The sequence below is a fragment of the Microvirga terrae genome (assembly GCF_013307435.2).
GTDB classification, from domain to species: Bacteria; Pseudomonadota; Alphaproteobacteria; order Rhizobiales; family Beijerinckiaceae; genus Microvirga; species Microvirga terrae.
On sequence record NZ_CP102845.1, the window covers coordinates 4878721 to 4893631 of the forward strand.

Annotated in this window: 14 protein-coding genes; 10 read left to right on the forward strand and 4 right to left on the reverse strand. The window is 62.7% G+C overall.

Features of this window, described 5'->3' with window-relative positions:
• Positions 1–6 precede the first annotated feature (6 nt).
• Positions 7–954: an IS110 family RNA-guided transposase gene (locus HPT29_RS22925; protein WP_173944981.1), complete on the reverse strand. Its 948-nt coding sequence runs from the start codon at positions 952–954 to the stop codon at positions 7–9.
• Positions 955–1487: 533 nt separating this feature from the next.
• Here HPT29_RS22925 and HPT29_RS22930 point away from each other — a divergent pair.
• Together HPT29_RS22930 and HPT29_RS22935 are read left to right on the forward strand one after the other, a co-directional pair.
• Entirely contained in the window at positions 1488–1721 is a 234-nt protein-coding gene (locus HPT29_RS22930; protein WP_173945892.1) for a hypothetical protein, read from the forward strand.
• A 117-nt stretch (positions 1722–1838) separates the two neighbouring features.
• Positions 1839–2252, forward strand: a complete 414-nt coding sequence (locus HPT29_RS22935; RefSeq protein WP_173945891.1) for a VOC family protein — start codon at positions 1839–1841, stop codon at positions 2250–2252.
• Positions 2253–2326: 74 nt separating this feature from the next.
• Here the strand turns inward: HPT29_RS22935 and HPT29_RS22940 are convergent, their stop codons facing one another.
• Positions 2327–2650, reverse strand: coding sequence for a hypothetical protein (locus HPT29_RS22940; protein WP_173945890.1), 324 nt, complete (start codon positions 2648–2650; stop codon positions 2327–2329).
• A 272-nt stretch (positions 2651–2922) separates the two neighbouring features.
• Between HPT29_RS22940 and solA the strand changes: the two genes are divergently transcribed.
• Positions 2923–4059, forward strand: a complete 1137-nt coding sequence (gene solA / locus HPT29_RS22945; protein ID WP_259060298.1) for an N-methyl-L-tryptophan oxidase — start codon at positions 2923–2925, stop codon at positions 4057–4059.
• A gap of 434 nt (positions 4060–4493) precedes the next feature.
• Here the strand turns inward: solA and HPT29_RS22950 are convergent, their stop codons facing one another.
• Positions 4494–4910, reverse strand: coding sequence for a lysozyme inhibitor LprI family protein (locus HPT29_RS22950; RefSeq protein WP_173945888.1), 417 nt, complete (start codon positions 4908–4910; stop codon positions 4494–4496).
• Between the two features lie 482 nt (positions 4911–5392).
• On the opposite strand from HPT29_RS22950, the gene HPT29_RS22955 reads away from it, so the two are divergent.
• From HPT29_RS22955 to paoC, 4 genes are all read left to right on the forward strand, one after another.
• Complete coding sequence (locus HPT29_RS22955) at positions 5393–5935, forward strand: XdhC family protein (RefSeq protein WP_173945887.1); 543 nt, start codon at positions 5393–5395, stop codon at positions 5933–5935.
• A gap of 261 nt (positions 5936–6196) precedes the next feature.
• Positions 6197–6832 carry an aldehyde dehydrogenase iron-sulfur subunit PaoA gene (gene paoA / locus HPT29_RS22960; RefSeq protein ID WP_173945886.1) on the forward strand — a complete coding sequence of 212 codons (636 nt, stop codon included), beginning with the start codon at positions 6197–6199 and terminating at the stop codon, positions 6830–6832.
• Positions 6829–7779, forward strand: coding sequence for an FAD binding domain-containing protein (locus HPT29_RS22965; protein WP_173945885.1), 951 nt, complete (start codon positions 6829–6831; stop codon positions 7777–7779). Before paoA ends, HPT29_RS22965 begins: the two co-directional genes overlap by 4 nt.
• Positions 7780–7782: 3 nt before the next feature.
• On the forward strand, positions 7783–9972 hold the full coding sequence (paoC, locus tag HPT29_RS22970; RefSeq protein WP_173945884.1) for an aldehyde oxidoreductase molybdenum-binding subunit PaoC: 2190 nt from the start codon (positions 7783–7785) through the stop codon (positions 9970–9972).
• Positions 9973–10440: 468 nt separating this feature from the next.
• Here the strand turns inward: paoC and HPT29_RS22975 are convergent, their stop codons facing one another.
• Complete coding sequence (locus tag HPT29_RS22975) at positions 10441–11376, reverse strand: Bug family tripartite tricarboxylate transporter substrate binding protein (RefSeq protein WP_259060299.1); 936 nt, start codon at positions 11374–11376, stop codon at positions 10441–10443.
• Positions 11377–11722: 346 nt separating this feature from the next.
• Between HPT29_RS22975 and HPT29_RS22980 the strand changes: the two genes are divergently transcribed.
• From HPT29_RS22980 to HPT29_RS22990, 3 genes are all read left to right on the forward strand, one after another.
• Positions 11723–12400, forward strand: coding sequence for a response regulator transcription factor (locus tag HPT29_RS22980; protein ID WP_173945883.1), 678 nt, complete (start codon positions 11723–11725; stop codon positions 12398–12400).
• On the forward strand, positions 12387–13769 hold the full coding sequence (locus HPT29_RS22985) for a sensor histidine kinase (protein WP_173945882.1): 1383 nt from the start codon (positions 12387–12389) through the stop codon (positions 13767–13769). The genes HPT29_RS22980 and HPT29_RS22985 overlap by 14 nt, the downstream gene beginning before the upstream one ends.
• A gap of 137 nt (positions 13770–13906) precedes the next feature.
• Entirely contained in the window at positions 13907–14878 is a 972-nt protein-coding gene (locus tag HPT29_RS22990; protein ID WP_259060300.1) for an ABC transporter substrate-binding protein, read from the forward strand.
• Positions 14879–14911: the final 33 nt, after the last annotated feature.

The window sequence follows — 14911 nt, forward strand, 5'->3', positions numbered from 1 at the left end:
TATTGATCAAGCGGGTTTTGGGGACCAGTTTCGCTGATCTCGCAAGAGCGCATTGGCCAGGATGATGAGCTTGCGCATGATGGCCGTCAGGGCGACCTTGGCCGGCTTGCCCGCCGCGAGCAGGGCCTGGTACTTGGCCTTCAGATCCGGATTGAAGCGGGCCGCCACCAGCGCTGGCATGTACAGCGCCTGACGCAGATGGGCGCGGCCGCCCCGGATCGTGCGGCGACCGCGCGAGGTTCCGCTGTCGCGCGCCACCGGAGCCAAGCCGGCGAGGCTGGCCACCTGGCTCTGATCGAGGCTGCCGAGTTCAGGCATCTCGACGAGCAGGCTCACGGCCGTGGCTTGAGCAATGCCGGGAATGCTCATGAGGATGGCCAGACGCGGGGCGAGATCCGCATCCGCCTGACACAGGCTGAGAAGTTGGGCGTCGACCGCAGCCAAGTGGCGGACTATCTGGCGCAGCCGCTGGTCGAGCTGACGTCGCAACAAGGGAGAGCGGACCACCTTCTGCCGGTTGAGAGCGGCCGTGCGGTCCTTGATCAGCGCCTGCCGCGCCACCACCAGCTCCTTCATGGCATCCAGAGTGGGACTGAGCACGGGCCGGGTGGGAGGCTCGAGCAGGGCTCCAAAACGCGCCAGCAGGGCCGCATCGAGCCGATCGGTTTTGGCGAGCTGTCCCAGGGCTTCCGCGAAGCGGCGGGCGTGGCGGGGATTGATCTTCGCCAGCGGCAGGCCGGCACTGGCAAGACTGCGCTCCAGCCCGCGGTGATAGGCGCCGGTCGGCTCGAAGACCACGCGCTGAATGGCGTACGCGGCCAGCCAAGCGATGAGGGCGCGATGGCCTTTGGCGTCGTTGGGGAAGTGGCGCGTGGCCCCGTCGGGGCAGAGACAGACATCGAGCTGATCTTTGGCAATGTCGATGCCGGCGGTCTGTGGTATAGGATGATCCATCTTTTCCGCGTCCTTGGCTTGTCATGCGGGCCATCACGCCCGGGTATCCGTTCAGGCCACGAGGAAAAGAGAGGGGCGGTCTGACTCTAGCTCGACCCGCTCCGGTCTGCGTCGGAACGACCCGTCCCCTCCCACCGCCAGCGAGCTCGCGACCCGCTGGCGGTGTCCTCATCTTGCTCGATCAGGACGCGAAAATCATAAGACAAGCATCGTGCGGACCCAGAGGGCCGCGTCAGCGAAAAGTGGACCCGGTTTTCGCTTGCGCGGCCCGCTGGGTCCGCGCCGAACGATGCGCCGCTTAAGGCATTGAGCATCGGATCGATCCCAAAAGTGGGTCCACTTTTGGAACCGATGCTCTAGCGTGTCAGGCTGTTTCTTTGATCTATGTCAGGTGTTTCAATGGAAGCCTTGGGCTCGCGACCGTACCGGCGATGATCCGTTCCGCGCAGCCGCACCGTATAGAATACAAGGTGCGCTAAAGCCGGACTACGCCGGCAGACCTAACCGCTGAGGGAACAGGAGCGAGGGTCAAGATGCTGCTCGAACTGGATCAAGAGCAGTTGCGTGTCCTGAGACGTGCTCTCGAAGCGAGGGCGCGTGACATGCACCTGCGCCTAGGGATGGACCCTGGGGATGAAGGCCTCTCGCGCGAAGCCACACTCGCCACACAGCTTCTGCGACAAGTCGAGGCTCTGGAAAGGCGTGCTGGTTACCGCGCCTGGGGTATTGGTGATATCGAATCCCTACCTGAAGACGATGAGAATTGAACCCCCGCTTTCACAGAACGGACTGCGTGTGGACGGGGTGCTTCTCGACAAGTGTTCCGATCACGCGCAGCAAATCCTGCTGTCCAGCGTTAGTCTGACAATGATGAGAAGCCACGTATGCCCACGTTGACCCGCGTTCTTGAGACTGCCCTGTACGTTGCTTACCTCGACCGGTCTGCCACCTTCTATGGTAGCGTACTAGGCCTGTTCTGCATTCACGAGGATCACCGGATGCGGGCCTATGACGTGGGTGACAATAGCGTTCTTCCGCTCTTTCCACGGGGCGGGTCTCTTCAACCCATTGAAACCCCTGGTGGGTCGATCCCGCCGCACGACGGCCACGGCCCCATGCACGTCGCCTTCTCGATCCCGCAGGATGAATCGGAGGAATGGCAGCCGCATCCGACTGATGCTGGCGTTGCGCTGGAGGGGCGGACGGGATGGCGCAGGGGTGACGTGAGCGTCTGCTTCCGTGATCCTGACAATCACCTGTTGGAGATTGCCACGCCCGGATTGTGGATAGGGTATTAGCGCAAGAACAGTTACTTATGTGCTCGTGCCCGAATAGCCTTCATCACCTGGAGCGGCCTGGAACCGGGCTTTAGCTATCCCTGCACCGACGGATGGCTCATTCCATCAATAATGCCGTCGCGACGGGCTTCGGATGCCCGGATTTTTCCGGTGATGTGTTCTAAGGAACCTCGGGTCGATCCCAAGAGGCCGATCCCGACCAGCGTCACAGCAATCCCGATCACCAGAACGAGAGCATCTGCCCGGACAAGCCCTGAGAGCGACGCTCCGACCAGCAGAACACCTGCTATGATCGCCACTCGTGCCACGATCATGCTCTTCCGGCAGCGCTCTGCCGCCTCGGACAGATCGTCGATTTCGGAATCGAGATCAGCAATCTGTTGGTGGAGGTCATTCATCCATCTGGGTCACAGTGCAAGAGGTCGGATGCTCATTAAGATGCATAAGTCTGCCATATTGGAAGAAAAAGTCCCTTCTTCATCCCGATCCGCAGGAATATAGTCGATCGTGCCCTTGTCGAAGGCGATTTCCTGGACGTCATGCAGATCGACCTATTGTCCATCGCAACATCGCACATGACCGTTGCCCTGTGAGCCCCAACCGGTAAGCTGGCTTTGCCATCTGTCCATCGTTCATGGGGCATCTCACTATGAAATCATTCGACACCATCGTGATCGGCATAGGCGGCATGGGGTCTGCCACCCTCTGGCACTTGGCTCGCCGCGGCCAGAGGGTGTTGGGCATTGACCGGTTTGACCTGGGGCACAGCATGGGCTCCTCCCATGGGCTGAACAGGATCATTCGCCTCGCCTACTTTGAGCATCCCAACTACGTCCCGCTCCTCCGCCGTGCCTACGAGCTATGGCGGGAAGCCGAGCAGCAGACCCGTGAGCAACTGCTGTTCATCACGGGTGGCATCGATGCGGGGACGCAAGACAGCCGGATCGTTCAAGGGGCACTGACGGCATGCCGGGAGCATGATCTTGCGCATGAAGTCTTCACTGCTCGTGAAACCGCACGACGGTTCCCCGGTTATAAGCTCCCGGACCACTATGCCGTCGTCTTCCAGCCGGAGGCAGGGTTCGTGGCATCGGAGCGCGCCATCCTGGCGCATGCATCCCTGGCTGTCTCTGCCGGAGCCGAACTCCACGGACGGGAGAAGGTCGTCACTATCGAGCCCGCCAACGGGCGGGTGCTGATCGTGACGGATCAAGACCGCTATGAAGCCGGACAGGTGGTGGTCTCCGCAGGCGGCTGGATTTCCGATCTCATTCCCGCTCTCAGGAGCACGGCTGTGCCGGAGCGCCAAGTCCTGGGCTGGTTCCTGCCCCGGAAGCCGGAGTTTTTTCGACCAGACGTCTTCCCGGTTTCAAACATCGAGTCTGAGGTCGGTCACTTCTACCAGTTCCCAACCTGGGGCATCCCAGGGTTCAAGATCGGGCTCTACCACCACTTCCACGAAACCGGCCATGCCGACGAGCTGTCCCGAGAGCCGACGCCTGCTGACGAAGAGGCGCTTCGCAAGGGCATCCGGCACATGTTCCCCGATGCCGATGGACCGACGCTGCGGCTCGCCACCTGCCTGTTCACTAACACACCTGACGAGCACTTCGTGATTGACATCCTTCCAGGGGCACCGGAGGTCGTGGTGGCATCTCCCTGCTCAGGGCACGGATTTAAGTTCGCTAGCGTCATTGGAGAGGCACTGGCCGACCTCGCAACGACGGGGAGCAGCAAACTCGATCTTTCGCTGTTCGCCATGAAACGGTTCGAGGGCGCATCAGAGGCTTCGTTGGGAGCAGGTTGATACGATTTGTTATGAGAGGGGAGCCGCAGTTGCTGTGATGCTGGTTGTGGTGAGTACGAGGCTCACGCAGCTGGCCGCCAGGACACAGCGCAATCCATCACCGCTGCCGTGGTTGCAGCGAACGGGCCAAGTCACGGATGACAGCGTCCTCAATGTGGAGGTCGTTGATCTCCTCATCCATCTCAGGTTCCGGGTCCGGGACAGGAGCCCGCAGGACTAGGAGGTCGCGGCCGAGCAGCCGGTGCGGACAGGCTTGGCGTTTGTCGATGCAGTAAGCCGCTTGAGCGCCGTGGGCGAGAGCCTACTGGTGCGGGTCGAGATCGCCACCGGACTGCTCGTTAGTGGCAATCTCCTTGGCTCTGCACACGGCCGAGCAGCGCAGCGTCGTGTGCAGATGAGATGATGCCCACGTTGTCTGTTCGTCACATTTGCTATTACTGAAGATAGCGCTCTTCGAGGTCCTTCGTGCGAGTTACCGTGTACTCGTAGAGGCAGCTGATAACCGCGATGCTCGTGCCGGAGCCGCCCAGAATCTCGAAACTGCGCGCCCCGCTGCAGTCCTTATCCTTGAAGGTGTTCCAGGCGCGCTGCGCGGCGATAAGATCGTCTCGCCATTCCTGAGCTTTCTCGGGAGAGAAGCCGTCCGTTGGCTGAATGGTGGCAAGCGCCTTCTTCCAGACCTCATTCAATGCAGCATCGGCCTTCTTGTACGCCTGCGCGATACAGTCACCGATTTCAACTTGCGATGAAGCGCTGCACGTCCTGCTCAAGGAGGTCGGTGGGCTTGCCCAATCTGTTGCGGAGCTCATGGATGGACTAACGAGCAAAGTAAGAGCGACCACAAGGCGCATAGCTCGACTCCCACGTGACAGGAGCGGAGTATAGCACGCTGCTGGCAGCAAGTCTGCTGTTTGGCATTCTACGGACTTGTCCAAAGAAAACCGGTTCCATTGCAACTCCTGACGTAAGCCAAATGCAGTGCGGACAAGGACGCAGGTTCCGCGACTGGGCTGAATAGGGTAGCAATGAAGTCGCGCTGAAGCCCCAGCTTCTTAGTCGATCGGCGGCTGTTCGGCAGAGTAGGTTTCGCATGCGACAGACTCCTCCATTTCGCGAAGCGGCAGGAACGCTTTCTCCGTCAAGGCAGGCACTCCTCCATTGATGGGCTCCGTCCCGCGATATCTAATCGAACCCGGTAGGCACAAAGACCCGCGGCGGAGGCGCCGATCACCAGAACAAGGGCACTGAACCCAAAGGCTACCTGATATCCCACATAGCGGCACTCCTGGAAGCGCGGCGCCCGATCACCCTCATTCAGCCGGAGACAGGGAGCTTGGCCGTCGTCGGCGATCCGCGCGTTCGGACAACGGGATGGCACGACGACGCTATTGTTTCCTGGCACGCGCCCCCTTTGGGGCTCATGATCCTGGGAGAGGGTGCCGAGGCCATGATGCTGGCGCAACTGGGTCGTGCCTTTGGAGCCAACATCACGGTACTGTCGCTCAATGGGCAGACGCTGGCCTATGCGGACGGTCTTGGGCTATGCAACCTACCACTCACGACGCCCAGCGCCGTGACGGAGTTCGTTGCCGATCCATGGAGCGCGGCCATTTTCCTGTTCCACGACCACGCCTGGGATCCCTTGTTGATGGAAAGGGTACCGTCCCAGCCTGCCTTCTTCATCGACGCTATGGGAAGCCGCCGGACCCATGCCGCCCGCCTTGATACCCTTCGGAGCCGGGGTGTTCGGCAGGAGGCTCTGGAGCGCATCGTCTCACCGCTCGGCCTGATCCCGTCGGCCCGCGAACCCGCGACGCTTGCCCTCTCAGCCTTGTCCCAAGTCGTCGACGCCTACCGCGGCGTCACAACATCGTGACACCTCCAGCCCGGGTCAATTCCAATACCCGGGCGGGCCAGGACTGGTCAGGCTTTGTGACGGAATTCAACGACTTCCCGCCAGTCTCATAGGCCATTCATAAGCCCTGAACATAAGTGCATGCAGCTTTAGGGCATAATCTTTCGCCCGCCCCTACCCTAGACTCGTTCCAGTTGAGCCCAATCTGTGTGTCCTCGAACCAAGCGGCGGATACGCCCGGGACATGCCATCAGACCCTGAATGGAAGGAGCATCGACCAGCATGCCGATCCCTCATGACCTGGAACTCAACCGACGCGGCCTGATGGTTGGCGGTGGCACTTTGGCGGCCCTGACTGCGATCCCTGCTGGTGTTCAAGCCCAATCATCCCCAGCCGGAGCGCCTGCCTTGATAAAGGTATCACTGACCGTGAACGGCCAGTCCCACGATCTTGAGATCGACACGCGAACGACCCTCCTCGACGCTCTGCGCGAGCATCTGCACCTGACCGGGTCCAAGAAAGGGTGCGACCACGGTCAGTGCGGTGCCTGCACGGTTCTCATCGACGGTCGCCGGGTCAACTCCTGCCTCACCCTCGCGGTCATGAACGAGGGCATGGAGGTCACCACGATCGAGGGTCTCGGTACCCTCGAGAACCTCCATCCCATGCAGGAGGCTTTCATCAAGCACGATGGCTACCAGTGCGGCTACTGCACGCCGGGCCAGATCTGCTCGGGTGTCGCGGTGTTGGGTGAGATCAAGGCTGGAATCCCAAGCCACGTCACCTCAGACCTCACGCAACCAATCACTTTGAGCGAGGCGGAGATCCGCGAGCGCATGAGCGGCAACATCTGCCGCTGCGGCGCCTATTCCAACATCGTTGAAGCCATGACCGAAGTCGCCGGGAGGCAGGGATGAGGGCATTTACGTACGAGCGGGCGGCATCGCCCGTCCAGGCGGTGGCCGCAGCTGCGGCCAATCCCGGTGCGAAGTTCATTGCTGGCGGCACCAATCTGCTCGACCTGATGAAGCTCGAGATCGAGACGCCCATCCACCTGATCGACGTGAACGGGCTTGGGCTCGACACGATCGAGACCACACCTGAGGGCGGATTGCGGGTTGGGGCGCTGGTGCGCAACACCGACCTCGCCGCCGACGAGCGGGTGCGGCGCGACTACAGTGTGCTCTCGCGAGCGATCCTCGCCGGAGCGTCCGGGCAGCTTCGCAACCGGGCCACCACCGGCGGCAATCTGCTCCAACGCACCCGCTGCCCCTACTTCTATGACACCGCCCAACCCTGCAACAAGCGTCAGCCCGGCTCGGGCTGCTCCGCCATCGGCGGATTCTCCCGCCAGCTCGGCATCGTCGGCACGAGCGAGGCCTGCATCGCCACGAACCCGTCGGACATGGCGGTCGCCATGCGAGTCCTCGACGCAATGGTCGAGACGGTGAAGCCCGATGCCACGACGCGCCGAATCCCGATCGCCGAGTTCCACCGCCTGCCGGGCGATACGCCGCATATCGAGACCGCGCTGGAACGAGGTGAATTCATCACATCGGTCACGCTGCCCCCGCCCATCGGCGGCAAGCAGCTCTACCGCAAGGTTCGCGACCGCGCATCCTATGCCTTCGCACTGGTATCAGTGGCCTCGGTCATTCAGCAGGATGGCACCGGCCGTATAGCGGTGGGCGGCATCGCCCACAAACCCTGGCGGGTTGAGGCCGCCGAGGCTGATCTGCCTCGCGGCGCGAAGGCAGCCGCAGAGGGGTTGCTGGCTGGCGCGACACCAACCCACGAGAACGCATTTAAGGTGCTTTTGGTCGAGCGTACGCTCGGCTCCGTACTGGACGAGGCGAGGAGCTGAGGCATGAAGTTCGACAAGCCGGAGACAACAAATCCGATCGACCAGCTCAAGGTCGTGGGGCAGCCGGTCAACAGGGTCGATGGCCCTCTCAAGGTCACGGGCGCCGCAACTTATGCTTATGAATGGCACGATCCCGATGCAAGGCTAGCCTATGGCTACCCTGTCGGATCGACTATCGCCAAGGGACGGATCACCTCGATGGATCTCTCACAGGCGCGCGCTGCACCCGGCGTGGTCACAATTGTGACGGCCAAGGAGGCTGGCCAGCTCGGCAAGGGATCACGGAACACGGCGACGCTCCTGGGCGGCCCGGACATTGAGCATTATCATCAGGCAATTGCCGTCGTGGTGGCCGAGACCTTCGAACAGGCCCGCGCCGCCGCGGCGCTCGTGCACGTCACCTACGAGGAGGCCGAGGGCCGGTTCGATCTCACGGCCGAGAAGGATGGCCTCGGGCCGACCGAGTCCGACGTGAGGGTCGGTGAGTTCGAGACGGCTTTCGCCGAGGCGGCCGTGCGCCTGGATGAAACCTATACCACCCCGGACCAATCGCACGCCATGATGGAGCCACATGCGTCCCTGGCCGCCTGGGACGGCGACAAGCTGACGATCTGGACGTCCAACCAGATGATCGCCTGGAGCGTCGGCGACGTCGCGAAGACACTCAAGATCCCCCCGGCGAACGTGCGCGTGATCTCCCCCTATATTGGCGGCGGGTTCGGGTCGAAGCTGTTCGTCCGGTCGGACATGATCCTGGCTGCGCTTGGATCTCGCGCCGCCGGACGGCCCGTGAAGATCGCGCTGCCGAGGCCGTTTCTCATGAACAACACCACCCATCGGCCGGCGACCATCCAGCGCATCCGAATTGGCGCTGGGCGAGACGGCAGGATCACCGCCATCGCGCATGAGGGCTGGTCAGGGAACCTGCCGGACGGTGATCCCGAGAACGCCGTGGATCAGACCAAGCTGCTCTATGCCGGTGCCCACCGCCTGACCGGCAACCGTCTTGCGACGCTCGACCTGCCCGAGGGCAACGCCATGCGGGCCCCGGGCGAGGCGCCCGGCCTGATGGCACTTGAGATCGCCATGGATGAAATGGCCGAGAGGCTCGGCCTTGATCCGATCGAGTTCCGGGTGATCAACGACACGCAGGTCGACCCGGGCAATCCCGCCCGGCCGTTCTCGCATCGCCAGCTCGTGGAATGCCTGCGCGTCGGTGCCGGGCGCTTCGGCTGGGCGGCCCGCGACGCCCGTCCCGGGACCGTGCGGGACGGGCGCTGGCTCAAAGGCATCGGGGTCGCGGCCGGCTTCCGCAACAACCTGACCATGAAGTCGGGTGCCAGGGTGAGGCTGGACCGTCGCGGGGTCGTCACGGTCGAAACCGACATGACTGACATCGGGACTGGCAGCTATACGATCATCGCCCAGACCGCCGCCGAGATGATGGGTCTCTCGATCGAGAGGATCTCGGTTCGCCTCGGTGACTCGGCGTTTCCGGCCTCGGCAGGTTCTGGCGGCCAGTGGGGGGCCAACAGCGCAACGGCCGGTGTCTATGCCGCTTGCGTCAAGCTTCGCGAGACGGTCGCGCAGCGACTTGGGTTCAATTCCAAGGACGCTGTCTTTGCAGATGGCGAGGTCCGGTCGGGTGATCGACGCGTGTCCCTGGCCCAGGCGGCCAGCGATGGTGAACTCGTCGTCGAGGACACGATCGAGTTCGGCGACCTCAAGAAGACACATCAGCAATCGACCTTTGCGGCCCACTTCGTGGAGGTGGCCGTTGACGCCGCGACCGCCGAGACGCGCGTGCGGCGCATGCTCTCGGTGTGCGCGGCAGGCCGCATCCTCAACCCGAAGACGGCCCGCAGCCAGGTGATCGGCGCCATGACGATGGGTGTCGGAGGCGCGCTGATGGAGGAGCTCGCCGTCGATGCGCGGCGCGGCTTCTTCGTCAATCACGACCTCGCGGGCTACGAGGTTCCGGTCCATGCCGACATCCCGCACCAGGACGTGATCTTCCTCGACGAGGTCGATCCGATGTCCTCACCAATGAAGGCGAAAGGTGTCGGCGAACTTGGGCTGTGTGGCGTCGGCGCGGCCGTCGCCAACGCGGTCTACAACGCAACCGGGGTCCGCGTGCGGAGCTATCCGATCACCCTCGACAAGCTGATCACGCAGCTCCCCGGCGCGTCATGAAGCATACGGCAGGGGACGCCCCGTGAGCGCAACGCACACGCGGGCGCGCCTGCCTTCCTGCCCGAAGTTTGTCGCCGTGCCCGGGGCGCGGGTGCTGCCCTGGGCAGATCAATACGATGGGGGGAAACCCGCAGCCGGCCAGTTCCTTCAACACCCCGCCACGGAAACTCTGGAAGGCGGCATGGTATGGTTGCACGACCCAGTGGAGAGGCATTCCTCTTCTGGTCCAAGCCATGGCCCGAGGGCATCAAGGTCGCCAAACTGCCCTTTCCCGGCGAAGCGCCCGTTCGCGACCTTGGCGTGCTCTGGCCCAGAGGTTCACCTCGGAGCCACATGATCCATGCACTCCTGAAGGGAGCCGCCACAACCTGAGCCGGCATCCTTCAGGCATCAGAATCCATCGATCCAACCGGCTGTCGAAGATGGCCTGCCTTAGCCAATGCAGACGAATTGGCTGGCACTCGATTGCTAACCGAGTCCGAGTTCTTTGAGGATCGCCGTGATACGGGCCTGCTCTTCCTTGATGAAGTCGCCGAACGGTGCGGAGGGCATGTAAAGATCAACCCACTCCCGTTCCTGAAGCAGCTTCTTCCAGGACGGGCTCTGCACCAGCTTGGCAACTGCTGCTTCAAGCGCCTGCTTGTCCTCGGCACTGGCGTTAGGAGATGCCATCAGACCGCGCCAGTTGACCAGTGTCGCGTCAACGCCCTGCTCACGGAAGGTTGGAATGTCGATGCCCGGCAGGCGTTCCGGCGACGAGATGCCGATCGGCCTGAGCTTGCCGGCCTTGAACTGGCCAGCGACCTCGTTAAGTCCGCCCGTCGCGACCGTGATCTTCCCATTCATGACCAGAGGCAGCATCTCGCCGCCGGTCCCTACCGGAATATAGTTCATCTTCTTGACGTCACCGCCGGAGGCCTTCACGACCAAGCCGCACAGAACGTGGTCGGGAGAGCCATGTGCGAAGCCGCCCCAGGTGACCGAGCCGGGATCCTGCTTGAACCTGTTAACCAGGTCCGTGACGCTCTTGATGGGCGATTCAGCAGCAACGAACAATGGCTGATACTCGCCCTGGAGGCGGGCAATAGGGGTCACCTGCTCAAGAGTGACCGGGGACTTATTGATCACCGGTGCGCCCACGAGACCAAAGCCCGCAACCATCAGCGATGGGTCGCGCTCCTTGGAGTTGATGACCTGGGCCAGACCGATAGTGCCGCCAGCACCCGGCACGTTCTGGACCTGGACGCTCGTGACGAGCTTTTCGCTCATCAGGACTTCCTGTACCGCGCGGGCGAGCTGATCGTATCCACCTCCAGGGCCGGCGGGAGCGACGATCTTGACGCTTCCGAGCTGCTGCGCCCATGCCGGCAACGCGGGTAGGAGGCTGGCCGAGGCGGCGGCCAAGAGGGCTTTGCTGAAGCTGCGGCGATCTAAGGACATCTCCTGTCTCCCCTCTGAACTCTCTCCGGCATGGAGGAGCTTAAATCTTGTTCCATTACAGATGCATGATGTTCGGAACGGCTCGAACCGAGTAGCTTTCGGACCCGGATGATGGGATCTGGTGCGCACGGGCAGGTGCCGCGACGCTCGACCAAGGATTGATCGAGCCGCATGCAAGTGCCAGGAGGAGGCGCATCCTCATCGTTTCGTCCCGTTACAATATTGGTCTTACACTCAGTGTGGCCCGAGCTTATGGGGTAACGTAGGGTCGGAACCTGTCATTCACCTGTCATCCGAGGTGACGGAAGGCATGCGCATCTTTCTGGTTGAGGATACCCGCGACGTCGGGGAGGCGATTGTCGAGCACTTCGCCCGGATTGGTCACGTCGTGGATTGGGAAACCGACGGGGGTGCAGCCGCAATCACACTCGATGATACAACGTACGATCTGATCATCCTGGACGTGATGCTGCCAAGCCAGAGCGGATTTTCGATCCTGCAACGCCTTCGAGCCTCCGGAAGCACGACCCCGGTCGTGATGCTCACCGCCCGGTCCGAGGTCGAGGACCGAGTAAGCGCTCTCGATATCGGTGCCGATGACTACCTCGTGAAGCCTTTCGATTTCCGTGAACTGGAAGCCCGGGCCCGAGCCCTGCTGCGCCGCCGGCATGGCGAAGCCACGAACCTGCTCGAATGCGGTGACATCTGCATTGACAGGTCGGCCCGTGCCGTGCGGGTCGGCCAGCGCGAGGTGCATCTGACCCGCCGTGAGGTGACCCTGCTCGAGATCCTGGCCTCCCGTCCCGGCCGGGTCTTCAGCAAGGAGGATTTGCTGGACCAAGTCTTCGGCTTCGACGAGGAAGCCCCTTCCTTCAATGCAGTTGAGCTTTATATCGGCCGCTTGCGCAAGAAGCTCCACGGCGCACGCGCCGAGATCGTGACGGTCCGGGGCTTCGGCTATCAGATGGTTCCCCATGGCCCGTCGTGAACCATCCCTGTTCACCCGCCTGATCGTCCTCATCTCGCTGGTGCTGATGGTGGGGGCCGCTGCCCTGACAACGGCAGCCTGGTATTACGCCCGTGCGGCTGCAAACAACGCCTATGACCGTTTATTGGTAGGTGCCGCTTACCAGATGGCGGAAGCGCTCACCGTGCAGGGCGGAACGCTGACCGTTGAACTTCCGGTGTCGGCCTTCGAGTTGCTGGCGAATTCGGAGCGTGACCGGATCTTCTACAAGATCGTCGATCCTGGCGGGCGCACGTTGACCGGCTACCCCGATCTCACGACGCCGGAGAGCGATGCCCCCGCGATGGCCAATCCCGAAGCCAAGGACGGGCGGTTCAAGGGAGTCAATGTCCGCGTCACGAAGGTCGGACGCTTCTTCTCCGACCCATCCGTCCAGGGACGGGTTGATGTGGTCGTGGCCCAAACCACTGAGGCGCGGACGGCTTTGGCCCGGGAGCTGACCTTGCGCGCGGTGGCGCTCATCATCGTCATGAGCGCCTTGGCCCTCGGCGGTGCCGTCTTTGCAATCCGGTATGCTCTCAGACCGATTGGACGCGTCGGAGCGGCGCTTCGGGACCGGGACCCCCATGACGTGACGCTAATCACCGTCAGCACCCCCCGTGAGCTGCGCCCGTTTGTATCCGCCACGAACGAGTTCATCACGCGGCTGAAGAGCCGGATGGATCTGATGCAGCAGTTCATTGCCGATGCCGCCCACCAGATCCGCACGCCCCTGACAGCCCTGAAAGCGCAGCTTCAGCTTCTGTCGCGTCAGACGATGGAGCCCCAGAGGCTGCAACACCTCGCACGCGTGCAGGAGCGTGTCGACCAGTTGTCCCGTCTCGCAAGCCAGTTGCTTAGCCATGCCATGGTCAATCATCGTGCGGGAGCCGTTCCGTTGGAGATCGTCGATGTGGTTGAGGTCGTCCGGCGTGCCATCCGCGAGGCGGTGCCGGAAACACTGGACCGCGACGTCCTGACTTCCCTGGAACTGCCTCCGGATCCGGTGACGATTGAAGGCGATGCGATCAGTCTCAAGGAAGCCGTGAAGAACGTGGTGGACAATGCGGTTCGCCACGGCGCACCGACGCAGCTCACGCTTCGGGTGCGCCGGCAATCCCAGACCGTGGACATCGAGGTGGAGGATGATGGCCCTGGCATCCCGCCTGAGCTGTGGCCGCAGGTGACGGAGCGGTTCGGCGCACCTTCGCCGGGCGGATCCGGGCTCGGGTTATCGATTGCCGCGGACGTGCTGGCTGCACATGGCGGACGTCTGACCTTCCGCCATGCCGACGGGAACGGCTTTGCCATCATCATGAGCCTGCCGAGCAGGATTGGACCCAAATTATGACCCGCCCAAGGAGACTGCCGTGTCGGCCCGTGGTTCTGTGCCTTTGTCTGTTATGGGCTGCGGTCCGACCTCTAGCTGGCCTTGCTCAAGGTATTCCGACCCCGACATTCCCGGCCTTGCAGGCCGAGCAGGAGGTCTTGTCGATCCACGCCGCCACCGACCGTCCGGCCATGGAGCCACTGATCCGCGACTTCCAGCTCCTGAACCCCAACACCCGAGTTGTGTTCGTGGAGTACGTCACGAACGATCTCTTCGCCGCGGCGTCCAAGGCCTGTCGGGATGGCCAAGCCTTGGGCGACGTGCTGCTGTCCTCGGGCGTCGACCAACTGGTGAAACTCGCCAATGACGGCTGCGCAGGCAGTGTCCGCTCACCGGAAACCCAGACGGTTCCACGCTGGGCCAACTGGCGGGACGAGGTGTTCGGATTTACCTTCGAACCCGTGGCGTTCGTCTACAATAGGGACAGGGTCCCCGTCGAGGATGTCCCGAAAACACATCTTGAGATCGCCGACCTTCTGCGGTTGAAGCCTGACACTTACCAAGGCCGCGTCGGCACCTATGACATCCGTCAGTCGGGCATCGGCTATCTGCTGGCCTTTAACGACTCGCAGCAGACGACCACCACCTATGGCCGGCTCCTCGAAAGCCTGGGGCGCGCCCACACGGTCGTACGCTGCTGCACGGGCGAAATCCTCGACGAAATCGAGGCAGGCCGCATCCTCATCGGCTACAACATGCTGGCGTCCTATGCCTATGCCCGTGTCCGTTCCGGAGCCAGACTCGGACTGGTGATGCCCGCAGACTACACTCTTGTGCTCAGCCGGGGGGCGATGATCCCCGTTGGCGCAGGCAATGCCGCCGCGGGAGCCCGTTTCGTGAACTACCTTCTGTCAGCTCGGGGCCAGGCACTGGCACAGCGCGAGGCCTTCTTCTTCGGCTTCGCCGGAGAGGCCCCTGCCGGCATCAAGGGCGCAGCCTCCATCGTACGCGCAGGCATCGCCCGTCCGATCGCGATCGGCCCAGCGCTGCTCGCGGTTCAGGATGAGGAGAGGCGCAGGCGGTTCATTGCCGACTGGAGCCGCTCGCTTGTCGACATGACCCCACGGTGAGCGGCCGTCCTCCTGGAACATGTCGGCAGTCCT

Bases quoted from the DNA above. Each gene is read 5' to 3' on its own strand.
- HPT29_RS22925 (WP_173944981.1), bottom strand. From the start codon at position 954: ATGGATCATCCTATACCACAGACCGCCGGCATCGACATTGCCAAAGAT.
- HPT29_RS22930 (WP_173945892.1), top strand. From the start codon at position 1,488: ATGCTGCTCGAACTGGATCAAGAGCAGTTGCGTGTCCTGAGACGTGCT.
- HPT29_RS22935 (WP_173945891.1), top strand. From the start codon at position 1,839: ATGCCCACGTTGACCCGCGTTCTTGAGACTGCCCTGTACGTTGCTTAC.
- HPT29_RS22940 (WP_173945890.1), bottom strand. From the start codon at position 2,650: ATGAATGACCTCCACCAACAGATTGCTGATCTCGATTCCGAAATCGAC.
- HPT29_RS22950 (WP_173945888.1), bottom strand. From the start codon at position 4,910: ATGCGCCTTGTGGTCGCTCTTACTTTGCTCGTTAGTCCATCCATGAGC.
- paoA (WP_173945886.1), top strand. From the start codon at position 6,197: ATGCCGATCCCTCATGACCTGGAACTCAACCGACGCGGCCTGATGGTT.
- HPT29_RS22965 (WP_173945885.1), top strand. From the start codon at position 6,829: ATGAGGGCATTTACGTACGAGCGGGCGGCATCGCCCGTCCAGGCGGTG.
- paoC (WP_173945884.1), top strand. From the start codon at position 7,783: ATGAAGTTCGACAAGCCGGAGACAACAAATCCGATCGACCAGCTCAAG.
- HPT29_RS22980 (WP_173945883.1), top strand. From the start codon at position 11,723: ATGCGCATCTTTCTGGTTGAGGATACCCGCGACGTCGGGGAGGCGATT.
- HPT29_RS22985 (WP_173945882.1), top strand. From the start codon at position 12,387: ATGGCCCGTCGTGAACCATCCCTGTTCACCCGCCTGATCGTCCTCATC.